Annotated in this window: 18 protein-coding genes; 6 read left to right on the forward strand and 12 right to left on the reverse strand. The window is 51.4% G+C overall.

Annotated elements, in window-relative coordinates; translation table 11 throughout:
• Positions 1-28: 28 nt before the first annotated feature.
• From MN202_RS12805 to MN202_RS12840, 8 genes are all read right to left on the reverse strand, one after another.
• Positions 29-817, reverse strand: a complete 789-nt coding sequence (locus MN202_RS12805; protein ID WP_335736522.1) for a hypothetical protein — start codon at positions 815-817, stop codon at positions 29-31.
• Positions 810-3,932, reverse strand: a complete 3,123-nt coding sequence (locus MN202_RS12810) for an efflux RND transporter permease subunit (protein ID WP_335736523.1) — start codon at positions 3,930-3,932, stop codon at positions 810-812. The genes MN202_RS12805 and MN202_RS12810 overlap by 8 nt, the downstream gene beginning before the upstream one ends.
• Entirely contained in the window at positions 3,929-5,005 is a 1,077-nt protein-coding gene (locus MN202_RS12815; protein ID WP_335736524.1) for an efflux RND transporter periplasmic adaptor subunit, read from the reverse strand. The genes MN202_RS12810 and MN202_RS12815 overlap by 4 nt, the downstream gene beginning before the upstream one ends.
• Before the next feature lie 149 nt (positions 5,006-5,154).
• Positions 5,155-6,372, reverse strand: a complete 1,218-nt coding sequence (locus MN202_RS12820; RefSeq protein ID WP_335736525.1) for a methyl-accepting chemotaxis protein — start codon at positions 6,370-6,372, stop codon at positions 5,155-5,157.
• A 109-nt stretch (positions 6,373-6,481) separates the two neighbouring features.
• Positions 6,482-6,889: a DUF6691 family protein gene (locus MN202_RS12825; protein ID WP_335736526.1), complete on the reverse strand. Its 408-nt coding sequence runs from the start codon at positions 6,887-6,889 to the stop codon at positions 6,482-6,484.
• A gap of 10 nt (positions 6,890-6,899) precedes the next feature.
• Positions 6,900-7,304 carry a YeeE/YedE family protein gene (locus tag MN202_RS12830; RefSeq protein WP_335736527.1) on the reverse strand — a complete coding sequence of 135 codons (405 nt, stop codon included), beginning with the start codon at positions 7,302-7,304 and terminating at the stop codon, positions 6,900-6,902.
• Positions 7,305-7,333: 29 nt separating this feature from the next.
• On the reverse strand, positions 7,334-7,735 hold the full coding sequence (locus MN202_RS12835; RefSeq protein WP_335736528.1) for a rhodanese-like domain-containing protein: 402 nt from the start codon (positions 7,733-7,735) through the stop codon (positions 7,334-7,336).
• 20 nt (positions 7,736-7,755) lie between these two features.
• Positions 7,756-8,505 (reverse strand): sulfite exporter TauE/SafE family protein, encoded by a 750-nt coding sequence (locus MN202_RS12840; RefSeq protein ID WP_335736529.1) that lies wholly within the window; start codon positions 8,503-8,505, stop codon positions 7,756-7,758.
• Positions 8,506-8,620: 115 nt separating this feature from the next.
• On the opposite strand from MN202_RS12840, the gene MN202_RS12845 reads away from it, so the two are divergent.
• From MN202_RS12845 to MN202_RS12865, 5 genes are all read left to right on the forward strand, one after another.
• Positions 8,621-9,493 carry an MBL fold metallo-hydrolase gene (locus tag MN202_RS12845; protein ID WP_335736530.1) on the forward strand — a complete coding sequence of 291 codons (873 nt, stop codon included), beginning with the start codon at positions 8,621-8,623 and terminating at the stop codon, positions 9,491-9,493.
• A 97-nt stretch (positions 9,494-9,590) separates the two neighbouring features.
• The gene (locus MN202_RS12850; protein WP_335736531.1) at positions 9,591-10,490 is read left to right on the forward strand and encodes a dienelactone hydrolase family protein; all 900 of its coding nucleotides are present in this window, start codon (positions 9,591-9,593) and stop codon (positions 10,488-10,490) included.
• A 63-nt stretch (positions 10,491-10,553) separates the two neighbouring features.
• A complete protein-coding gene (locus MN202_RS12855; RefSeq protein WP_335736532.1) occupies positions 10,554-11,462 on the forward strand; it encodes a Gfo/Idh/MocA family protein in 909 nt (302 codons plus the stop codon).
• 239 nt (positions 11,463-11,701) lie between these two features.
• A complete protein-coding gene (gene yjjG, locus MN202_RS12860; protein WP_335736533.1) occupies positions 11,702-12,397 on the forward strand; it encodes a pyrimidine 5'-nucleotidase in 696 nt (231 codons plus the stop codon).
• Between the two features lie 70 nt (positions 12,398-12,467).
• Complete coding sequence (locus tag MN202_RS12865; RefSeq protein ID WP_335736534.1) at positions 12,468-13,142, forward strand: nitroreductase family protein; 675 nt, start codon at positions 12,468-12,470, stop codon at positions 13,140-13,142.
• A gap of 67 nt (positions 13,143-13,209) precedes the next feature.
• Here the strand turns inward: MN202_RS12865 and MN202_RS12870 are convergent, their stop codons facing one another.
• The 3 genes from MN202_RS12870 to ppnP form a co-directional block, all read right to left on the reverse strand.
• Positions 13,210-15,048 (reverse strand): M2 family metallopeptidase, encoded by a 1,839-nt coding sequence (locus MN202_RS12870; protein ID WP_335736535.1) that lies wholly within the window; start codon positions 15,046-15,048, stop codon positions 13,210-13,212.
• Positions 15,049-15,255: 207 nt separating this feature from the next.
• Positions 15,256-17,058, reverse strand: a complete 1,803-nt coding sequence (locus MN202_RS12875) for an ABCB family ABC transporter ATP-binding protein/permease (RefSeq protein WP_418334417.1) — start codon at positions 17,056-17,058, stop codon at positions 15,256-15,258.
• A 21-nt stretch (positions 17,059-17,079) separates the two neighbouring features.
• Positions 17,080-17,361, reverse strand: a complete 282-nt coding sequence (gene ppnP / locus MN202_RS12880) for a pyrimidine/purine nucleoside phosphorylase (RefSeq protein ID WP_173500982.1) — start codon at positions 17,359-17,361, stop codon at positions 17,080-17,082.
• Positions 17,362-17,608: 247 nt separating this feature from the next.
• Here ppnP and MN202_RS12885 point away from each other — a divergent pair, with 247 nt between their 5' ends.
• On the forward strand, positions 17,609-20,182 hold the full coding sequence (locus tag MN202_RS12885; RefSeq protein WP_335736536.1) for an ExeM/NucH family extracellular endonuclease: 2,574 nt from the start codon (positions 17,609-17,611) through the stop codon (positions 20,180-20,182).
• Between the two features lie 73 nt (positions 20,183-20,255).
• On the opposite strand, the gene fadE is transcribed toward MN202_RS12885, so the two are convergent.
• Positions 20,256-22,733, reverse strand: a complete 2,478-nt coding sequence (fadE, locus tag MN202_RS12890) for an acyl-CoA dehydrogenase FadE (RefSeq protein WP_335736537.1) — start codon at positions 22,731-22,733, stop codon at positions 20,256-20,258.
• Positions 22,734-22,735 lie beyond the last annotated feature (2 nt).

Here is a 22,735-nt window from a genome sequence, read left to right on the forward strand (position 1 = left end):
TGCTGAGGATAACGTCAACATGAGCCGCTTACAGTTGATACAACTGCAGAAATTGTGCTGCCGGTAGCTGATTAAATTGCTGTAACAGCTGGCTGAATACGCTGCTGTCGCTGACGTCATCTAATGACTGAATAACTTGCTGAAGGTTGGTGTCTTGCAGCCGGCAACATTGTTGGTAACGCTGGATCTGTTGGTTAAGTTGAGCCTTTCCTTGCTGGCGCAGTAAGCGCTCCGCCACGACAAAAAACTGCGCACCGCCCCAGTATGCGGCAGCAAAGCGACGCTGATTTAGTAACTGCACTGCAGTGTCGGCCATGCTATGTTGCTTCAGATAATGCTGGCGTTGCCGGCCAAACTTTGCGCTGATGGCATCAGTGGCGCTGCCAATCAAGCCGGCTTGTTGCATAATCTGATACTGCATATAGCTGGCAAAGCCTTCGGCAAACCAGGCGTTGTTTTTGCCCAGAAACGGCAGCGCCAGATGCGCCATTTCATGATAGGCAGTCCAATCGGCAATAAATTGTGCCGTGTTAAACTGAGGTGCGACATAAAAATGCACCTGTTGACTATGTTGCCGCCAGGTGTTGGCCCAGGGCACGGGCTCGTTGCCGCGGCGCTGATATACATATAATTGCATTTGAAACGGATACGGGCCGAGCACAGCTAAAGTCGCCTGGCTGCTGAATGTCAGCCACTGCCCCAATTTTTCTTGTTCTACAGCGCTGAATTTATGCTGCCAGTGCAGCTGATAGGCCGGTGTTGCAGCCATGCCGGTGCCGCTTAGCAGCACCAGCAGGCCAGCGATAAACTTAGGCACGTTTTTTCAGCAGTAACGCAACATCGTCACTGCTACTGGAGAGGGCTGCTGCATTAATGCCTGTATTGCGCGGCCGCAGTTTTTCCTCCAGCACCAGCATGCAGGGTGTTAAAAACAGCGTTAGCACGGTAGCGAAGGTTAAACCGCCGGCAATGGCACTGGACAGCTGGGTCCACCACTGGGTTGACGGTGCACCAAAGCCGAGGCTGGGTTCAAGCAGGTTAACGTTAACGGCCAGTACCATCGGCATTAAGCCCAGTACAGTGGTAATAGAGGTTAGCAGCACCGGACGCAAGCGCAGACAGCCGGTTTCCAGCGCCGCCTCAAAGGCTGATAAACCGCTGTCGCGTAGCTGATTATAGGTATCAATTAACACGATATTGTTATTTACCACTATGCCGGCCAGGCCAATAATACCCATGCCTACCATTACAATGCCAAAGCTTTGGCCATTTACCAGCAGGCCGAGTAATACGCCGGCGGTGGAAAAAATAATCGCCGATAAAATTAATAAACTTTGATACCAGCTGTTAAATTGCACCAGCAAAATCATCAGCATCAGGAAGATGGCGGTGGCAAAGGCTCCCAGCAGGAACGTCATGGCCTCTTGCTGATCGGCGCTTTCGCCGGCGGTTTTTACGTTAACGTTGTCCGGCAATTTAATATCACTTGCCAGCAGCGCCTGTAAGCGCTCACTTACCTGGGCGCCCGGCGCTAAATCGCTTTTTATTGTTACCGCACGGTTGCCGTCAATACGCTTGATCACGCTGGTCTTGGCTGCCGGTACTAAGGTAACAAAGTTGCTCAGCGGTACCTGGCCGCGATTGGTTTGGATAGTTAACCGGCCCAACTGATCTAACGAGCGCCAGCTTTGCGGAAACCGCACGCGGATATCAACTTCATCACTGGCATATTCCGGCCGGAACTTTGCCAGCAATATACCGTTACTGATCATTTGTACCGCATTACCCACAGTAAGCACATCGGCACCAAAGCGGGCGGCGGCAGCGCGGTCAACTTCAATGCGCCATTCTATACCGGGTAAACTGCGGTCATCTTCAATATCAACAAAACCGCCCATTTTTTGCATTTGGCTGATAATTTGCGTTACTGCCTGCTCTGTCGCCGCCGCTTCGTGAGCGCTGATCTGCAGCTCTATCGGCTTACCCCCTGAAGGGCCTTCTTCCTGCTGGCGAAACTCGAGAATAATGCCGGGAATGTCGGCAGTAAGCTTTCGCATCTCATCAAGAATGTCGGCTGCGCGGCGACGCTCGTGCCAATCAATAAACTGAAACTGCAAGGTGCCAACCACATCTGCTGCCAGTTCACCACCAGCACTGGCCAACGAGCGGGCGTACAATGCTTTTACTTCGGATAACCCCAGCAGGCGCTGTTCGACTTTTTGTAGCAGGGCATCTTTTTCATAAATCGACATATCGCCACGGGCGCGCACCCAAACCTGAGCTGATTCAGGTTCTACTGACGGAAAAAACTCCAAACCGTGGTTGTATTTACCATAAGCGACAAAAATCAGCGCCATGGCAGCTAGCATACCGGCGAACGTCAGACCTGGCCGGCGCAGCAGACGGCCCAGTACGCCACGGTACGCCTTACCGGCCCGGCTTTGTTCTACCTGGTGCGCCGCGGGCTGCGCTTTACTAAGCCCGCCCATTACCGGTAAGAAAATCAGTGCCATCAATAGTGACGCCAGCAAACACAAAATAACGGTGGCTGGCAGGTATTTCATAAACTGGCCGACAACGCCTGGCCAAAACAGCAGGGGCATAAATACCACCACGGTAGTGGCGGTAGAAGCAATAATCGGCCAGGCCATTCGACCGGCAGCATTAGCCCAGGCCTGCTTCGGCTTTTGCCCCTCGGCTAAATTACGGTCGGCCAGTTCGCTAACCACAATAGCGCCGTCGACCAACATACCGGCTACCAGAATAAGTGCGAACAGCACGATGATATTCATCGTATAGCCCAGCGCGTAAATCATTAAAATACCAGCGAAGAAAGCACCAGGTATAGTAATGCCCACCAACAGCGCCGAGCGCATGCCCATAGTGGCAATAATCAGGATCAACACCAGTACCACAGCCGTTAGCACATTGTTCAGCAAATCTGACAACATGCTTTTTACTTCTTTTGACTGGTCCATAATGTAGTTAATGTGCATGCCGTCAGGAAACTGTGTACTGGCTTGTGCTATTAACGCCTTGGTTTGTTCTATGGTAGAGATAATGTTGGCACCGCTGCGTTTTTTTACTTCCAGTACCACAGCCGGTTGGCCATTAATGCGGGCAAAGCCAAGCGGATCTTTAAAACTGCGGCTAATGGTGGCCACATCACCAAAGGTAATTACCGTATCGCCATTTACTTTGATCGGCATCGACAATACATCGTCTAAATTTTCAATTACGCCGGGCACTTTCATTGCCATTCGGCCGGCGCCGGTATCTAAACTACCGGCTGCTACCAGGCGGTTATTATTGGATACCAGGCTAAACAGTTGCTGGTAATCCAGACCGTAGCCTTCCAGTACTTGCGGATCTACGACTATCTCCAGCAAGTCTTCCCGATCACCCCCTATGTCTACTTCCAGCACTTCAGGAATGGCTTCGATATTCTCCTGTAACTGCCGGGCGATATACACCAGCTGGTTTTCTGAGATAGGCCCGGATAGGCCTACCGACAGCACAGGAAACAAGGCAACGTTGATCTCGTTTACCGTTGGTTCGTCCGCTTCGCTGGGCAGCTTGGAACGGGCGGCATCAACTTTTACCCGCACATCAGCCAGCGCCTTGTCGGCGTCGAAACCGGCATCAAATTCCAGCATTACCGAGGCATGGCCTTCGCTGGAGGTAGAGGTCATCTTTTTAATGCCTTCTAACGAGCGCAGCTCATGCTCCATCGGCCTTACCAGCAAACGTTCACCATCTTCCGGGCTGATACCATCCAGAGACATCGACACATACATCATCGGAATGGCTACATCCGGGTTGGCTTCTTTCGGAATAGACTGATAAGCGCTAATGCCGGCGATAAATAAAAACAGCAGCAGCATTAAGCTGGCGCGGCTGCGCTGTATCGCCGCCTGAATAAGGCTATTCATAGTGTCGCTCCTGCCACCCGTACGGTGTCGCCTGGCTGCACAAAGCCGGCGCCCTGGGTAATAATCTGGCTGCGCGCCGGTAAACCGCTGACTCTGGCGCCGTCGTTATCCGCTGTTAAAATTTGCACCGGATAAAACACCACTTGTTGTTGCTCATTAACCACCGATACCCCTAAATTACCGTTGTTATCCAGGCTTAGCAGGGCCGGCGACACCAGGTGCGCCAATACCGGCGTCAGTTGCACTTCCACCGTGGCGCTGGCACCGGCAATGCGCCAAAGCTGCGGGTTGGCTACGGTAACTTCAATATAAAAGCTGCGGGTAGCGCTGTCGGCTGCATAGCTGATAAAGCTTAGTGTGCCAGTCAGCTCTCTGCCATCGAGCAGGCGCAGCGTAACGTTTTGGCCTTCGCTTAAGCCGGCGATATGCTGCTGTGGCACTTGAGCGGTCACTTTTAACTGATCAATTTGCACTAGTTGCATCAGCTCTGTGCCGGTTTGAATAAAATCACCGACCTCAATATGGCGCCGGTCTACTATGCCGGCGAAAGGGGCGGCCGGCTCTGTTTGGTTAACCGCCAGCGCCGCACTTTGCAGTTCAGCTTCGGCTTGCGCCAGTTCACTTTCTAGCCGGGTTAGCTCGGTAGCAGATAAAAATTGCGCTTTACCCAAAGCACGGGCACTGTCCAGTTCGGTTTTACGCAGTTTAAGGTTAGCCTGTGCCTGCGCCAGCCTGGCGCTGCGGCCCTCATCGGATAACCGCAGCAGTTTGTCGCCAGGTTGCACGGTGTCGCCTTGTTGCTTTAACAGTGCTTTAACGGTGCCAGCTTGCTGCGATTTAATGCTGACACTACGCCAGGGCAATACCTGGCCCTGGGCAATTTGCGTCAGCTGATAAGGCGTGGCCTCAGACCAGCGGGTTTCGACCTGGGCCAACTGTGCTTCGGGCACCTGTTGCTGCGCCGGTGCCTGCTCTTTAGCGCTGTAGTTGTCGCCACTGAACAACCAAAATAACAGCATCAGGCTTAATATCACGGCAATAATAACAGGCGAGACAGCGATTTTTTTCAACATAACAGGTCCTTGGCGGCAAAAAGTGGCACAGCGGGGTTAAGCGTAGCGTGCAATATACCTACAGCTATGAATGTCAGCAAGCTTGCAACTGTAAGCAAATATGGCGGGTTTAACAGAGTTTCACACTCTGTTAAACCTGATGACAGCAGTTAGTGCTGGCTGCGGGCAAAGCGGCCCAGTTGCTGCTGGGTGCGGGCGGTGCCGCTGAGTAAATCTTTTGCAGCTTGATCAATAGAAGCCATCTGGCTGTAGGCGTCACTGGTTACCTGCTCAATAGCACTTAAATGCTGATGGGTATGCTGGTAACGCTGCTCCAGTTCTAAAACCGTTTTATTGATATTCTGGATACCGCTTTTCGCCTGTTGCAGCTCCTGTTGTAACTGGCTGAACTCGCCGCTGGTATTGTCTATTTGTTGCTGTGCCTGCTGGGCTTGTTGGTGCAGGCTGTGTGACTCGCTGCGGGTTTCGCTTACCAGCTGCTCCATTTCATTTAAAAAGCCGGAAATTTGTTTAGTCGCGTCATTTACCTTGGCGGCCAGAGTGCGTACTTCATCTGCCACCACGGCAAAACCGCGGCCAGCGTCGCCGGCGCGGGCGGCTTCAATGGCAGCATTTAAAGCCAGCAGGTTGGTTTGGTCGGAGAAGGTTTCTACCATCACCAAAATTTGCCGCACATTTTCTGAGTTTTTATGCAGGCCGTTAATGGTATGGCCAAAGCTGTCGAGCAATTTAACAATTCCGGATAACTGGCCGCTTAACTGCTGCATCTGGCCGCTGGCCACTTTAGCTTTATCTACCGCCACGCCCGATACCTGGTTTACTTCGTCGCCGTGCTGCACTATGTCGGCTAAATACTGCAAGACCTGGTCGCTTTCAGAACGAATTTGGCCGCTGCGTTGTTCGGTGTCTTGCAAGTGGCTGCGGGTACTTTTAACGGCGCCGGATACTTGCTCGTTTACCTGATGGGTTTCGTGCGCTTGTTGGTGTATATCGCCCAGTAACACACCAAGTTGGTTAACAAATTGGTTGTATTCCTCTGACAAGGTGCGAAATTCATCAAAGGTAAACGCCGGTAAGCGATGGTTTAAATCTGTGCCTTTGCGGTTGGTGTCATGCAGTGCCGACACCAGCGCTTTTACCGGCCGCACGATCAAATAATGCATATAGCCGATAGTAAAGACAAAGGCAGCCAGCCCCAGCAGCAACAGGGCCCACCAGCTGCCACTGGCTCCGTCTGCCGGATAAGCCAGATACAGCGCCAGTGCAAAGAAAATAGCTAAAAAACTAATATTACCGATAATTTTCCGGCTTAAGCTGCCAAAAAAACTACGTTCGATAAACAAGTAAAGGGAAGTGAAACCAGTCATAAGATTGCAAGTCCTGCCGGGTTAAACTGAAGTAAAATCAGCATAACATAGCATTTTAACTACGGCGACCTCAGTTGGCTTCGGCAGATTGATCTGGCGCAAGCGCCGGCTAAATCGGCAGCTTACGGCTGATAAACCAACCCAGCAGCATGCAGGCAATAAATGCCAGGGTGCCGCTGCTGCCGGAGCTGATAGCAGCCAGCGCCGGGCCCGGGCAATAACCCACTAAGCCCCAGCCCGCGCCAAATAGCAATGAACCCAGCAGCAAGGGTTTATCCAGCTGTTTTTTGCCGGGTAAGTGAAATTGACCGGCAAACAGAGGTTTGTCTTTTTTGGCAAACAGCCAATACCCCGTGCTGTAAACCGCTAACGCTGATGCCATAACCAAGATTAAGCTTGGGTCCCAATGGGCATTCAGCGTTAAAAAGCCAAGCACTTTTTCCGGATCAATCATCTGTGAGTAGGCGATACCGGCAGACATCAGCAGGCCGGCAACAAAAGCAATAATAATCGGCATCTCAGTCTCCTTAACGCAGCAGGGTGGCAACCAGCATGCCGCTTAACATAAACAGCACAGTGGCCGTAATAGAGCGCGGCGATAAGCGGCTTATGCCGCAAATACCGTGGCCGGACGTACAGCCGCTGCCCCAGCCGGTGCCAATGCCGACCAGCAAGCCGGCAACGATAATCTGCCAGCTCAGCTGTGGTGTGCTGTAGCTAAAATCACTGAAAATAGCGCCAAGCAGCAGCGGGCCGGCGATAATGCCGGCTATAAATGCTAAGCGCCAACTGCGGCCCTGCTGCGAGAACAGCGCTGAGCTGGCGATACCGGAGATACCGGCAATACGGCCCGAAAAGATAAACAGTAGCACTGCACCAAGGCCAATCAGACTGCCACCCACTAAGGCGGTAAATGGGGTAAAGTTTTCCATTTGTTGCTCCTGAAGTGTTTAACGGCAAACTAGCTTTTAACGGCTAAGCCCGCATCCAGCCAGGCTTGCATGCCACCGGCGACCGAATACACCTGGCTAAATCCCATGCGTTGCAATGATTCGGCCGCCAGCGCTGAGCGCGCGCCAGAGCGACAAATCAGATACACCGGCTGCGCGGCCAGTTGTTGCAAGGCCACTTGCGGCTCACAACCTGCTGCCGCCACTTTCGGGTGGTTGTGAATATTCATTTCCAATACGCCACGCGGGTAGTTGACTGCGCCGACAATGTGCTGCTGCGCAAATTCAGCTGGCTCACGTACATCAATCAAAATGCTCTCTGCATCGGCGTTAAGAGCGCTGTGTAAAGCTGTGATACTAGCCTCTGTGATCACGGCTTTGGCTTCTGCGACAAGCTGTTGTGCTGTTTTCATCGGACACTCCTGTTATGAACTTAAAGAACAGATTGATAAATAACCACTGCAGCCATTAGCACCAGGAATACCGCAAAGGCGCGCTGTAGCTGCTGTTTGGGTAAGCGTTTACCAACGGCTGCTCCCACATAGCTACCGGCAATACCGGCTACTATCATCAGGCCCATAATGTTCCAGTCAAACACAGCGCCTTCTGCAGCCATGACCCAATAGTATTTGCCAAAACCGACAAAAGACTTCATCGCTATGATCACCAGGCTGGTTGCCACGCCGACCGGCATGCTTAACCCGCCCAGTAGAACCAGGGCCGGTACGATTAAAAAACCGCCACCGACACCGACAAAGCCTGTGATAGCGCCTACCGCCAGGCCGTCAATAATAATTTTTACCGGTTTAAAGGCTTTGCCGTTACCCAGGTCGCCAACTTTACTGCGCCACATCATTACCGCCGCCAGCAACATCAGCAGAGCAAACACCAACAGCTGCCAGCGCGCATCAACTAAGGTACCCAGCCAGGCACCGCCGTAGGTACCCAGCATGCCAGGTACACCAAACCACACCACATGCCGCCAGCTGATTAAGCCTTGTATAGCATTATGCGCCGAACCGAATAAGCTGATGCCGGCTACAATTAACAGCGATGATGCTATGGCCAGTTGCGCTGGCATATGCAGCAAATACAGCAGTACCGGCACAGTAAGAATTGAGCCACCAGAGCCGAACAAGCCCAAACTTAAGCCAATGACTAAGGCGCCGAGCAAAGCTAACATAATGACTTTACCTTATATAACATAATGGAATATGCTTATAACATGAATTGCATTCTAGAGTGGTTTTCGCTAAGCTGCAATATAAATTTAGCATATTCTAATTTACGAGGTGAGTATGGCCGCTAACAAGCTGCATATTGAAATGTTTTTTGACGCTGACAGCTCAACCTTCAGCTATGTTGTCGTCGACAACAGCAGTGGCAGTGCTGCGATTATCGACCCGGTGCTAAATTATGATGCGCCATCTGGCTGTGTCAGCGCAGCAGATGCAGATAAGATGCTGGCATATATAGCGGCGAATAATCTTAATCTGGTATGGATTTTAGAAACCCATGCCCATGCTGATCATTTATCGGCGGCGCACTATCTGCATGCTAAAACCGCTGCGCCGGTGGCCATAGGCGAGGGCATTAAAAAAGTACAGCAAACCTTTAAGCTGGTGTTTAATCTGGCTGATGAAGAACTGCAGGCCAACGGCGACTACTTCAACAAGCTGTTTGCTGATAATGAAAGTTTCCGCATTGGTAACCTGAGCGCGCAAGTGATAAATACACCGGGCCACACTAACGACAGTGTCAGCTATTTAATTGAAGGCCATTTATTTGTCGGTGATTCATTGTTTATGCCCGACTCCGGCACAGCGCGTTGCGATTTCCCTGGTGGTGATGCCCATATACTGTTTCGCTCCATTCAGCGCATTTATCAGCTGCCGGACACAACACAAATTTACATGTGCCACGATTACCAGCCGGGCGGGCGTGAGCTAAAGTACCAAACCAGTGTGGCGGAACAAAAAGCGAAAAATATTCATGTTAAGGCTGACACACCTGAGCAGGAGTTTGTGCAAAAACGCGAAGCGCGCGATAAAACCCTGGCAGTACCCAGATTAATTTATCCGTCGGTACAGGTAAATATTCGTGGTGGTCAGTTGCCCAGAGCCGAGCAAAATGGTGTCAGCTATATAAAAATACCGCTAACACAAAAATAACCGCTATTGAATAAAATCGGCTGCTACCTGACAGCCGATCTTTTATGCACTATAAAGCGTACTGCTGTGACAAGAAGAACCAACAGGAACAGTACGGATGAAAAAAACCACACAACGGCCAGATCCACAGTTGCCGCAACAGGCCTTTCAGCTTTACGACAAATACGCGCATGGTTTAATGAGCCGGCGCGATTTTTTCAGCGCTATGGCCGGCTTAGCGGTAAATGCGGCGCTGGCTACCAGCTTTATTAACAGCATGCTACCCAATTATGCCCTGGCTGAGCAGGTGTCTTTTAACGACCCTGATATAACGGCCAGCTACCAGAAATTTCCGTCACCGGCCGGCCATGGTGAAGGGCGGGGCTATTTAGTAAAGCCAAAAACTGCCAGTGCGGCCTTAGCCACGGTGCTGGTGATCCACGAAAACCGCGGTTTAAACCCCTATATTGAAGACGTAGCCCGCCGGCTGGGCAAGGCCGGTTTTATCGCTTTTGCCCCGGATGCGTTGTGGCCACTTGGCGGTTACCCGGGCAATGATGATGATGGCAGAGCGATGCAGCGCAGCCTGGAGCCGGGCAAAATAGTGGCAGACTTAGCCGCTGCGGCAAAATGGTTAAAAAACATTGATGGCGGCAGTGGAAAACTGGGTGTGGTGGGTTTCTGTTTTGGTGGTGCCATGGCCGGGCGTTTAGCGGCAGAGTTGCCAGAAGTAGTAAACGCCAGCGTACCGTTTTATGGCTCGCCACCACCAGAGGCACTTATCGCCAATATTATAGCGCCGCTGCTGGTGCAACTGGGCGAGCTGGATGAGCGGGTTAATCAGCAATGGCCGGCAGCAGAAGCGCTGTTTCAGCAGCACAAGCTAGACTACAAAATTGAAGTCTATGCTGGCTCACATCATGGCTTTCACAATGACTCTACGGCGCGTTATAACAAAGAAATGGCCGAGCTGGCCTGGCAGCGTACGCTGACGTTTTTCCGCCAGCACCTTAGCTAAACCTTGTTTGTGCAGAACGCTTTAGCGTAATCTGGCCACAGACTGATTAAGCAAGGGCAAAGTATGAGAATTGCGTTGTTAGGGCTTGGCGATATAGCGCAAAAAGCCTATTTACCGTTAATAGCCGCTATGCCCGGGATTACCCCCTTACTGTGCACGCGCCAGGCGGCAGTATTACAGCAGTTAATGCAGCAATACCGTATTAAAGAGGGCTACACCGAACTTGGGCAGTTAATTGCAGCCCGGCCCGATGCGGTGATGATCCATAGCAGTACAGACAGCCACTTTAGCCTTGCCACACAATTGCTAAACGCCGGTATTGCGGTATTTATAGATAAACCACTCAGTTATCAGCTTGCCGAGTGTGAGCAATTACTGGCGTTGGCAGAGCAGAAAAACCTGTTGTTGTTCGTTGGCTTTAACCGCCGCTATGTGCCTTTGTACCAACCCGCTCTGGCAGTGGCGCCGGTGCAGCTACAGTATCAGAAAAACCGTTACAACCTGCCGGCCGATACGCGCACCTTTGTTTATGACGATTTTATTCATCTGCTGGATTTTGCTCATTATGCCTGCGCGCTACATAACCGCGGTAATTTTACCCCTGCGGTATACGGCCATTTCGCCGACGGGCAACTGGCTGCTGTGCAGGTAAACTGGCAGTGTGGCAAAACTCTGGTGTCGGTATCGATGAACCGCCTGGCCGGTGGTAACGCTGAACGTTTAGAGTACTTTGCCGCTAACCAGCACTGGCAGATAGATAATCTGGTACAGGGACACCTTTGGGCGGATAACCGGCAGCAGCAACTGGCGGTAAATGACTGGCACAACACCTTATACAAACGCGGTTTTGTATCAATGCTGGAAGATTTTATTCAGCAGTTGGCAACAGGCGGCAGCAACACAGCACAAATTAAAACCCTGCTTAGCAGCCATCAACTCTGCGAGTTTGTCGTACAACAGTTACAGCGTTAACGGCAAAAAAAAGGCCGGCCAGAAGGTTGGGGTTCTGACCGGCCGAATACGTAACATCCAGCACGCACCCCAGACTAACAGTATGAAGGCGGCCGTACTTTGATACGGCGCAATAATAACGGCGTTAGCCAGAGACGCCCAGCAACAAACTGTAAGTTTTTATAACAACGCTAACAATTTACCAAGTGCCACGCTTTGGGTAGACCGGCCTTAGCTGGTAAACTAGCGCCTGGAATTAAGTGGTGGAGGTATGGGTGCGTTACCAGTGGATTTTGTTTGATGCCGACGAAACCTTGTTTCATTTTGATGCTTTAGCTGGCCTACAGTTAATGTTTTCCCGCCATGATTATAAGTTCGATAACTCAGAATACGATTATTATCAATCGATTAACCTGCCACTATGGCAGCGGTACCAGCAGGGCGAAATAAGCGCTAAAGAGTTGCAGGTAAACCGCTTTACACCCTGGGCAGAAAAACTCAATACCAGTGCTTCAGCACTAAACTGTGCCTTTATGCAGGCCATGGCCGATATTTGCACACCGTTGCCTGGTGCCGCTGAGCTGGTTCATGCTTTAAAAGGCCGGGCAAAGCTGGGTATTATTACCAATGGTTTTACTGATCTGCAGCAGATCAGGCTGGAACGCACCGGGTTTGCTGATGTGTTTGATACCCTGGTGATCTCAGAGCAGGTTGGGGTTGCCAAGCCGCATATCGACATTTTTAATCATGCTTTCTCCTTAATAGGGCATCCGTCTAAGCAGCATATTCTGATGGTAGGCGATAACCCGCATGCCGACATTCAGGGCGGCATTAACGCCGGTATCGACACCTGCTGGCTAAACCGCCACGGTGCAGTAAGGCCGGACGGGATTACGCCGCACCTTGAGGTCAGCTCACTCTTGCAATTACAGCATTGGCTGCTGGGTAACTGCTAGGTGCAGGCTGGCAAAATTGGCAGAATTTGGTTATAACCTGCACTAACTAAATTCTGCTAAGGCCGCTGCCATGACTGAGCAACATGTTCCACTTACCGACTTTATCGAGTATCCACCAGAGCAAATGCTGGCGCGGGCGCAGCAGCATTTAGCTGAGATCCGCCGCCGTCACTCTATCCGAAAGTTTTCTGACCGCCCGGTTGCCCGTGAGGTTATAGAGCAATGCATATTAGCCGCAGGCTCGGCGCCCAGTGGTGCCAATCATCAGCCGTGGCATTTTGTTGCTATTCAAAGTGATGAAATTAAACAGCAAATCCGTCAGGAAGCCGAAGCATTAGAGCAGGGCTTTTACAGTGGCCGTGCCGGTGAAGAATGGCTGGATGCGCTAAAGCCATTGGGCACCAATGCCAACAAGGCGTATCTGGATACCGCACCCTGGCTTATCGCCGTATTCAGCCAAAAACGCGGCGGTGTAGAAGCCGCAGATGACAAAACCAATTACTATGTGCATGAGTCGGTAGGGCTGGCTACCGGCTTTTTGCTGCAGGCGCTGCATTATGCCGGCCTTGGTACCTTAACCCATACACCCAAACCGATGAGCTTTCTCAGCAAAATATGTGGTCGTGACAATGACAACGAGCGACCTTACATGCTGATTGTGGCCGGCTACCCGGCGGAAGATACCACAGTGCCGGCACATGCACTGAAAAAGAAAAGCCTGGAGCAAATCTGCAGTTTTCTTTAACGTCTGCACGTGATGTGCAGTGATGAAAAAGCCTGCACGAAGCAGGCTTTTGCGTCAGCTTACGCTGTTACCAACCGCATTGCTGGCCTTTGTTTTGCTCGTCTAAATAGGCTTGCAGCGGGGCGAAGTAAGCCAGAATAGCGGTGGCGTCCATCTCCGGCTTGCCGGTTACGACTTCCAATGCTTGCTGCCATGGCTGGCTTGAGCCCATTTCCAGCATCTGATTAAGTTTGCTGCCGGCTTCTTTGCTGTTGTATATCGAGCAGCGGTGCACGGCGCCTTCGTTACCGGCAATATCACACAGTGCCTTGTGGAACTGGAACTGCAGAATATGCGCTAAAAAATAGCGGGTGTAAGGCACATTGCCTGGTACATGGTATTTGGCACCCGGGTCAAAATCGGCTTCAGAGCGCGCTATAGGCGCGGCAACACCCTGATATTTCTCCCGCAGCTGCCACCAGGCTTCATTGTATTGCTCTGGTGTGATCTGGCCGTTAAATACCTGCCAGCGCCATTGATCTACCAGCAGGCCGAACGGTACAAAAGCAATTTTATCCATCGCCATTTTTAACAGCAGGCCAATGTCTTTGCTCTCGTCCGGTACTTTATCCAGTAAGCCAATTTGTTTCAGGTAATCTGGCGTGACTGACAAGGCAATGGTATCGCCAATGGCCTCGTGAAAGCCGTCATTGGCACTTTCCTGATAATACACCGGCTGATCTTTGTAGGCGCGTTGGTAATAATTGTGCCCCAGCTCGTGGTGAATTACCGAGAACTCTTCACCGGTGCGCTGAATGCACATTTTAATGCGTAAATCGTCTTTGGCGTCTAAATCCCAGGCGGAGGCGTGGCATTCTACGTCACGGTCGCGCGGTTTGGTAAACAGTGAGCGTTGATAAAATGTCTCTGGCAGCGGGGCAAAACCCAGCGAGCTGAAGAAGGCTTCTGCGCCACGTACCATTTTAATTTCGTCGTAGTTATGTTTGGCCAGCAGCTCAGTGACATCGTAACCCGGATCGGCATCTTTTGGCGCCACCAGATCATAAACATTACCCCAGCTTTGTGCCCACATATTGCCCAGCAAGTGTGCCGGGATCGGTTTATCCAGTGGTACTTTGTCGGCACCATACTGCTCTGACAATTTACTGCGCACATGACAGTGCAGCGATTCATACAGCGGCTTTACCTGGCCCCAGACGCGGTCAAGCTCTTTGGCAAAGTCATCGGCTGGCATATCGTACTTAGAACGCCACATGGCACCGGTATCGGCATAGCCAAGCTCTGTGGCACCTTCGTTGGTCAGTTCAATTAAACGTTGATATAGCGGCCGCATTGGTTTGCTGATCTCGCGCCAGCCCTGCCACATTTCCAGTTGCTCGTTGTAATCACGGCTGCCGGCCATAATGGCCGACATTTCACCCAGAGATAAGCAGTTGCCATCGGCTTTACAATATTTACCTTTGCCGTACAGCCCGCTTAATTCGGCAACGATTTTAGCCATCTCTGCGGTTTTTTCCGCATCTTTCGGCGCCGGCAGAGTCATCGTCAGCTTAAGTTTATCCAGCTTGCGCCGGCTGTCGTCTGACAGCTTTACCTGATCAAATTTAGCTGCGGCGGTGGCCAGATTAACCATCTCCACGGTCAGCTTTTCGTTAACATCGGCAGCCAGCGACGCCGTGTCTTCGGTAATAAAGTTTGCATAAATCCACTCAGCGCGGTTGGCTTCTTTATACAGCTGTACCAGCTTAGTTTCTGTTTCGGCCAGAAATGCGACCGCATCGGTTTCGCTAAGCTGTTTTTGTTCGGTCTGAGTTGTGGTTGTTTGCGGCTGTTGCGGGCCACAGCCGCCCAGTAACAGGGCAGAACTCACCAGCAGGGCGGTAACAGAGAGTTTAAATGGGGTCATAGGAGTACCTTAAGCATATCGTTATCATTTTATACCCTTCGTCTTTCAAAATGCGCGGGTGTTGGCTGCGCCTGCGTACCCCAATCACTTAGTAAAGCTAAGCTCATGGGGATGTACAGCCTTGCCGCCTACGCGCATGTCGAAATCCATTGGGTATCAGCGGCATCAGTATACGCAGGGCCGGGCGCGAATTGCCAGTACAGTGTTTTAGTTGTGTTGTTTTTGTTGCAATTGCCACATGCGGGCATATTCGCCACCGGCCGCTAACAGTTGATCATGGCTGCCTTGCTCGGCCAGTTGGCCGTGTTTTAGCACAATAATATTGTCTGCATCGGTAATGGTCGACAACCGGTGGGCAATAACAACACTGGTATGGTTACGGGCCACTTCACGCATCGCTTGCAAAATGGCCTGCTCTGAGGCGGAATCCAGTGCTGAGGTGGCTTCATCGAACAGCAGAATGGGCGAGCGTTTTAAAATGGCGCGGGCTATGGCAATACGCTGTTTTTCACCGCCTGAAACTTTTAAACCACGCTCACCGACCTGGGTGGCATCGCCCTGTGGCAGGCTGTCGATAAAGCGGCGCAAATGGGCCAGCTCTATCGCCTGGTCAATTTCGGCTTCGCTGGCATCAGGGCGACCGTAACGGATATTGTCGCGGATACTGTTATTAAACAACACCGTGTCTTGCGGCACTATGGCTATGGCCCGGCGCAGGCTGTCCAGGCTGACAGTGCTGATATCCTGGCCATCAATACAGATACTGCCGCCGCTGATGGCGTAAAAACGGTATAACAGCCTGGCAATGGTGCTTTTACCAGCACCACTGGCACCGACGATGGCCACCTTGCTGCCGGGGAGCACGTTAAAGCTAAGCTGCTGTAATATTGGCCGTTCGTTCTGGTAGCTAAAATCGACCTGGTTAAACTGAATTGCACCGGCGCTAAATTGCAACGGCCTGGCATCGCGGCTATCAACTATCTCTGGCGCACGTTTAAGCAAACCAAGCATATTTTCCAGATCGGTAAGGGCGCGGCGGATTTCACGATAGACGAAGCCCAAAAAGTTCAGCGGTAAAAACAGCTGGATCATGTAGGCATTTACCATCACTAAATCACCTAGAGTCAGCTGCTGGTTGACCACTTCTGCGGCTGCCAGCCACATCAAAGCAGTAATAGCGGCGGCGATAATCAACGCCTGGCCCGAGTTGAGCGCCAGCAGGCTTAAGCGGTTTTTTAACCGGGCTTGCTCCCACTTGGCTAAAAAGCTGTCGTAGGTTTGCGCTTCATATTGCTCGTTATTAAAGTATTTTACCGTTTCGTAGTTCAGCAGGCTGTCGATGGCGCGGCTGTTGGTGGTGTTATCAGCCTGGTTGGCCTCACGGGTGTATTTGTTGCGCCACTCGGTAATGACAATGGTAAAAAAGATATACACACCCACAGCCAATACGGTAACCAGCGAATACAGCGGTGAAAACAGCGTGGCAAAAATTACCGCGACGGCCAGAATTTCAAACAGGGTAGGCGCTATGTTAAACATTAAAAAGCGCATTAAAAAACTTAAACCATTGGTACCGCGCTCGATATCACGGCTGATGCCGCCGGTTTGCCGGTCCAGGTGAAAGGCCAGCTCTAAACTATGCAGGTGCTGAAATACCTTCAACCCCAGTTTGCGCATCGCATGCTCGGTTACCCGGCCAAATAGCGCATCACGCACCTCACCAAAAAACACCCCGGCAAAGCGCAGGCCGCCATACAGCAATAACAATGCTACCGGCAGCAGCAATACGCTGTGCTGGCCGCTATCCAGCGCATCGACTATGTGCTTCAGCGCCAACGGCATTAACAGTACGGCGGCCTTAGCGGCAATTAACGCCAGTAGTGCCAGTAACACGCGGTATTTAAACTGCCACAAATAGGGCCATAGCATGGCCAGAGTTTGTTTCAGGTTAGTGGCTTGCGGCCGTTTCAGCGGTTGTGGTTGTTTTGCTGCAGAGCGCATGCCGCGCATTATGGCTTCCTTGTTTACCTATCAGGCATAGGTGCAAAGATAGGCGGTATCTACCGCTACCTGCAACTGAAACTTGCTGTTGGCTGGTACTTCAAATTGCTGGCCGCGGCTGTAAGTTTGCCAACCGTTGGCACCTGGCAACAGTACCGTTAAGGCACCACTGACTACCGTCATTACCTCGTGCTGGCTGGTGCCAAATTCGTATTCACCCGGTGCCATAACACCTACTGTGGCTGGCAGTTGCTCACCGGCAAAGGCGATTGACGCTACTTTGCCGTCAAAATACTGATTTACTTTAAACATTTTCTTCTCCGTTAACTTAGCCCTGCCACAGTAAACCTGATCCTGGCCGCAGATGGAAGCCATCTGAGCAAATATGGATGGCTTTACGTCCGTTTGTTAGGGTGAAAGCCGGTACAATTGTTAATGTAAAAAATTCTGACGTGTTTGTGTAATAAAATAAGTGTCACAAATTAACCAAAGTTAATGAATGTGCCATGAAAGCGTTTTATATTCGTTTGTCCTTACTACAATAACCAGGGAGCACACAATGAAGATCAGGACATTATCAGCAACCATCGCCATGTTACTGGCACCGGCAGTTAATGCCGAACTGTTTATCTCAGAATACGTTGAAGGGTCTGGCAATAATAAAGCGCTGGAGCTGTATAACCCGACTAGCAATGCTATTGCAATGGATGCGTACAGTGTACAGGTGTATTTCAACGGCAGTACTACAGCAGGCACAACGATTAACCTCAGCGGCAGCATTGCTGCGGGCGGGACCTTTGTTATCGCCGATAACGATTCAGTGGCGGCGTTACTGGCGCTGACAGATCTGCAGGTTAGCCAAAGCCTGTGGAACGGTGATGATGCCATTACCTTAAGTAAAAATGGCGTGGTGCTGGATTCAATTGGCCAGTTGGGTGTCGATCCCGGTTCAGCCTGGGGCTCAGGCAGTATTACCACAGCCAACGATACGCTGCGCCGTGCCGCTGTCAGTTATGATGCCAACCCAGACGACAGCTTTGATCCGGCCGCGCAGTGGCTGGGTTTTGCGCAGGATGATTTTAGCGATATAGGGTTATTTAACGGCGATGGCGGCCCGGTCGATCCAGATCCGGACCCAATTTTAGCCTGTGGCGAGCCGGCTACGCCGATTTTTGCCATTCAGGGCACCGGTTTCGCCAGCCCGTTACTGGGTGAAGTGGTGCAGGTAGAGGCAGTAGTCACCCAAGCGCTGCCGGGTTTACGCGGTTACAATATTCAGGCGTTAGCTACAGAGCAAGACAATGATCCGGCCAGCTCAGAAGGGGTCTTTGTCTATGTCAATTCAGCGGACATCCCGGTAACTGTTGGCCAGCGCGTGCGTTTACTGGCAACGGTAGCAGAGTTTAATGGCCACACCCAGCTGACTAATGTCAGTGCTACCCTTGATTGCGGCAGTAGCACTTTACCGGCTGCCACCCCTTTTGCATTACCGGTTAGCAGCCTGGCAGAGTTTGAAGCTGTTGAAGGTATGCTGGTTAGCTTTAACCAGACGCTAACGGTGAATGACACCTTCACACTTGGCCGTTTTGGTGAGTTAACCCTGGCCAATGGCCGCCGCTATACGCCTACTCAGGTAGTAAGCCCGGGGCCGGACGCCATCGCGCTGGCGGCACAGCATGAACTAAATAAAATTGTACTGGATGATGCCAGTACCGCGCAGAACCCGGCTGTGGTGCCTTATCCAACCGGTGGCTTATCGGCGGCAAATGTGGTGCGCAGTGGTGATACCCTGGTTAACTTAACCGGTACCATGCACTACGGTTTTAATGAATACCGCCTTATGCCGACACAAGGTGTTAATTTTATTCACTCTAACCCGCGCAGCGCAGCGCCAGAGCTGGCCGCTGACGGCAATATTAAAGTGGCCAGCTTTAATGTGCTGAATTACTTTAACGGCAATGGGCTGGGTGGTGGCTTCCCAACAGCTCGTGGTGCACACAGCGCAGTGGAGTTTGAGCGGCAGCGGGCAAAAATTGTGTCGGCAATGCTGGCGCTGGATGCTGCTGTTATCGGCCTGATGGAAATTGAAAACGATGGCTATGCTGACAGCTCTGCCATTGCAGATTTGATCAGCGGCTTGCGCACTGCATCTGGCAATGACAGCTGGCAGTTTGTTAACGCCGGCGGCCCGGTAGGTGGCGATGAAATTGCGGTGGGGTTGATCTACCGCGCCGATTTGGTTACACCGGCAGCGCCTTTACTGATACTGGATTCCAGTAATTCTGCATTGGATGGTCAGGGTGTCGCGCTGTTTGATGATAGCCGCAACCGGCCAATGCTGGCGCAGCGTTTCCGTTTGCTGGAAAACGATGCTGAGTTTGCCGTGATGGTAAACCACTTAAAATCGAAAGGCTCAGCGTGTGGCGCAGGCGATGCGGATACCGGCGATGGCCAGGGCAACTGTAATATCAGCCGCACCCGGGCCGCACAGGCGATAGGCATTTTTGCCGCTGAACACTTTGCTGACACCCCGGCTGTAGTCATGGGTGATTTAAATGCCTATGCCAAGGAAGACCCTATTGCCGCTTTAGCGCAGGCCGGTTATATCAATGTGTTTGAAGCCTTGGGTAAGGTGCCGGACCATGGTTATGTGTTCTCTGGCTTGTCGGGAGCGCTGGATCACGCTCTGTTAAACGACATGGCATTGCAGTATCTGCAGGATGCCACCAAGTGGAATATCAATGCCGATGAACCGATAGCGCTGGATTACAATGTCGAGTTTAAATCGCCACAACAACAGCTGGATTACTATGCGCCTGATGCGTACCGCTCATCAGATCACGATCCGGTAGTGGTATCATTTAGTTTGCCGGCCGTTACGCCACCACTGGACGTAACGTTGGAGCTACTGCGTACTATACGTTCACGCTCAGGCCAAAGCCTGGTGCAACTGCGTTGGACGGGGGATGCAACAGATTTAACTCTGTATCGTGACAACGCAGCGGTACGCGATTTAAACCGCTCTGGCCGGGTAAATGACAGCTTCCGCTCGGAAGCGCTGACAGTCAGCTACAAAATTTGTCAGCAGGCGACAGCGAGCTGCTCGGCAGATTTAGTGGTCAATTTTAACTAAGCGGTTGCGATAACTGTACTAGCAATAAAAACGCCGGCAATAGCCGGCGTTTATGTTATCTAAAGACAGCGCCTTAGGCGGCTTTATCTTTTTTGTCTTTTGCTACAGCGCCAGGGCCCTGTTGGGTCAGCGTTTTGTCAGCTGCCAGATATTCCGGCTCAAAGTCATCGACATTGATGGCAAACAAGCGGCCTTTTTCTGCTGTGCGCAGAATATTAGCTTCTGCTTCGCTAATGACTTTTAGCTCTAAGCCCAGATCGGCTACTTCGTTCAGACGGAAAAACGGCAGGCGCTTACCGGCAGCATGGGTAACCTTATCAAACACCGGCTCGGCAGCCAGCACATCCAACAGCGCCTGCTCCATTAAGCCTAATTGGTTTTGCGGCTCGTTAGTCAGATACATATGGTGGCCCAGACGTGAGCGGGCTTCGCCTGGCGTTTGCATAATACGGGCAACTTTGTGCTCGGTAATATCTGACGCTTTGCTTAAGGTGCGGCCCCACGGGAACACTACGCGTTTTAATACCACACCCACCAAACGGTTAGGGAAGTTATCAAATAACTCGTTCAGCGCTAACTGGGCTTTGGCCAGGTTATCTTCACAGGCCCATTGCACCAGTGGTAAGTCATCAATTTTACGGCCTTCGTCGTTGTAACGCTTCAATACCGCCGACGTCAGGTACAGCATACTTAAAATATCACCCAGGCGGGCAGAGATACGTTCGCGACGTTTTAAATCGCCACCCAGGGTACCCATAGCGACATCTGACATCAGCGCCATCGCCGCACTGAACCGGTTCATTTGCTTGTAGTACTTCGCCGTTGCATCGTTGTACGGGCTGCTGCTAAAGGCGCCACCGGTTAATGATAACCAGAAGGCCCGGAAGAAGTTACTGATTGCAAAACCTATATGGCCAAACAGGGCTTTATCAAAGGCGGTAACTGCTGCGCCCTGATCTTCCAGCTGCGCCGCTTGCAATTCTGCCAGTACATAAGGATGACAACGGATCGCACCCTGACCGTAAATAATCATATTGCGGGTAAGAATATTGGCACCTTCAACGGTGATGGCTACCGGAGCGCCCTGATAGCCGCGCGCCAGATAGTTGTTCGGGCCCATACAAATACCCTTACCGCCGTGAATATCCATCGCATCGATAATGGCCTGACGCATACGCTCAGTCATATGGTATTTGGTAATAGCTGAGATAACAGAGGGTTTTTCACCCAGATCAATCGAGCCAACCGACATGGTCGTAGAAGCGTCGGCCATATAGGCGTAACCGCCAATGCGTGCCATTGCTTCTTCTACGCCTTCCATTTTACCGATAGGTAATTTGAACTGACGACGAATGCGGGCATAGGCGCCGGTTGCCAGCGCAACTGCTTTAATACCACCGGTACTGTTAGACGGCAGCGTAATGGCACGGCCCACAGATAAACACTCAACCAACATGCGCCAGCCCTGGCCGGCCATTTTTACGCCACCGATTATATAGTCAAGCGGCACAAAGATATTGTCGCCCTGCGTTGGACCATTTTGAAACGGTACGTTAAGTGGGAAATGGCGACGACCAATTTTCACGCCGGGAGTTGTAACCGGAATAAGGGCACAGGTTATACCCAGCTCTTCTTTATCGCCAATCAGGTTGTCCGGATCGTACAGTTTAAAGGCTAAACCCAATACCGTAGCAATAGGCGCCAGCGTAATATAGCGCTTGTTCCAGGTCAGGCGCATACCTATTACTTCTTTGCCTTCCCATTCACCTTTACAAATAATACCGGTGTCTGGAATAGCACCGGCGTCAGAGCCGGCTTCCGGGCTGGTCAGCGCAAAACACGGCACTTCCAGACCTTTGGCTAAGCGGGGTAAATAGTGTTTTTTCTGCTCATCGGTACCATAGTGCTGCAGCAATTCGCCCGGGCCTAAAGAGTTAGGTACACCAACGACGCTGGATAACACCATGCTTTTACTGGTAAGTTTTTGCAACACACAAGATTGGGCATAAGCCGAGAATTCCAGACCACCGTATTCTTTTTTGATGATCATGGCAAAGAAGCCTTTGTCTTTCAGGTACTGGTATACTTCTGGCGTTAAATCGGCACGCTCATGCGTGGTGTGCCAGTCGTCAACCATTGTCAGTAATTCTTCTACCGGGCCGTCCAGAAAGGCTTGCTCTTCTGCGCTTAAGCGTGGCACCGGGAAGTTGTGCATTTTGTGCCAGTCCGGATTACCACGAAATAAATCGGCTTCCCACCAGGTGGTGCCGGCGTCTATTGCTTCCTTTTCCGTGCTGGACATTTCCGGCATAATTTTCCGGTAAAGCTTTAACAGTGGCTTGGTTAGATATTGCTGACGTACTGAAGCAATATTAAGCGGCAGTGCGATAGCTAAAAAAATCAGCCAGCCTAAAGTGCCGACCAGATCAAAGGCACTGCCAACCGCTAAAATAACGACAATAGCAGCAGTAAACATAGTTAAACTGGCACGGTTATATGCCAGCACACCGATTGCAGCGATAAGCACTGCGCAGAGAATTAACACTTCCATCT

This window comes from Rheinheimera muenzenbergensis (genome assembly GCF_036984005.1).
Taxonomy (GTDB): Bacteria; Pseudomonadota; Gammaproteobacteria; order Enterobacterales; family Alteromonadaceae; genus Alishewanella; species Alishewanella muenzenbergensis.

Excerpts from the sequence above, each read along its gene's own strand:
- MN202_RS12810 (WP_335736523.1), bottom strand. The coding sequence starts at position 3,932 with ATGAATAGCCTTATTCAGGCGGCGATACAGCGCAGCCGCGCCAGCTTA.
- MN202_RS12815 (WP_335736524.1), bottom strand. The coding sequence starts at position 5,005 with ATGTTGAAAAAAATCGCTGTCTCGCCTGTTATTATTGCCGTGATATTA.
- MN202_RS12820 (WP_335736525.1), bottom strand. The coding sequence starts at position 6,372 with ATGACTGGTTTCACTTCCCTTTACTTGTTTATCGAACGTAGTTTTTTT.
- MN202_RS12825 (WP_335736526.1), bottom strand. The coding sequence starts at position 6,889 with ATGCCGATTATTATTGCTTTTGTTGCCGGCCTGCTGATGTCTGCCGGT.
- MN202_RS12830 (WP_335736527.1), bottom strand. The coding sequence starts at position 7,304 with ATGGAAAACTTTACCCCATTTACCGCCTTAGTGGGTGGCAGTCTGATT.
- MN202_RS12835 (WP_335736528.1), bottom strand. The coding sequence starts at position 7,735 with ATGAAAACAGCACAACAGCTTGTCGCAGAAGCCAAAGCCGTGATCACA.
- MN202_RS12840 (WP_335736529.1), bottom strand. The coding sequence starts at position 8,505 with ATGTTAGCTTTGCTCGGCGCCTTAGTCATTGGCTTAAGTTTGGGCTTG.
- MN202_RS12845 (WP_335736530.1), top strand. The coding sequence starts at position 8,621 with ATGGCCGCTAACAAGCTGCATATTGAAATGTTTTTTGACGCTGACAGC.
- MN202_RS12850 (WP_335736531.1), top strand. The coding sequence starts at position 9,591 with ATGAAAAAAACCACACAACGGCCAGATCCACAGTTGCCGCAACAGGCC.
- MN202_RS12855 (WP_335736532.1), top strand. The coding sequence starts at position 10,554 with ATGAGAATTGCGTTGTTAGGGCTTGGCGATATAGCGCAAAAAGCCTAT.
- MN202_RS12865 (WP_335736534.1), top strand. The coding sequence starts at position 12,468 with ATGACTGAGCAACATGTTCCACTTACCGACTTTATCGAGTATCCACCA.
- MN202_RS12870 (WP_335736535.1), bottom strand. The coding sequence starts at position 15,048 with ATGACCCCATTTAAACTCTCTGTTACCGCCCTGCTGGTGAGTTCTGCC.
- MN202_RS12875 (WP_418334417.1), bottom strand. The coding sequence starts at position 17,058 with ATGCGCGGCATGCGCTCTGCAGCAAAACAACCACAACCGCTGAAACGG.
- ppnP (WP_173500982.1), bottom strand. The coding sequence starts at position 17,361 with ATGTTTAAAGTAAATCAGTATTTTGACGGCAAAGTAGCGTCAATCGCC.
- MN202_RS12885 (WP_335736536.1), top strand. The coding sequence starts at position 17,609 with ATGAAGATCAGGACATTATCAGCAACCATCGCCATGTTACTGGCACCG.
- fadE (WP_335736537.1), bottom strand. The coding sequence starts at position 22,733 with ATGGAAGTGTTAATTCTCTGCGCAGTGCTTATCGCTGCAATCGGTGTG.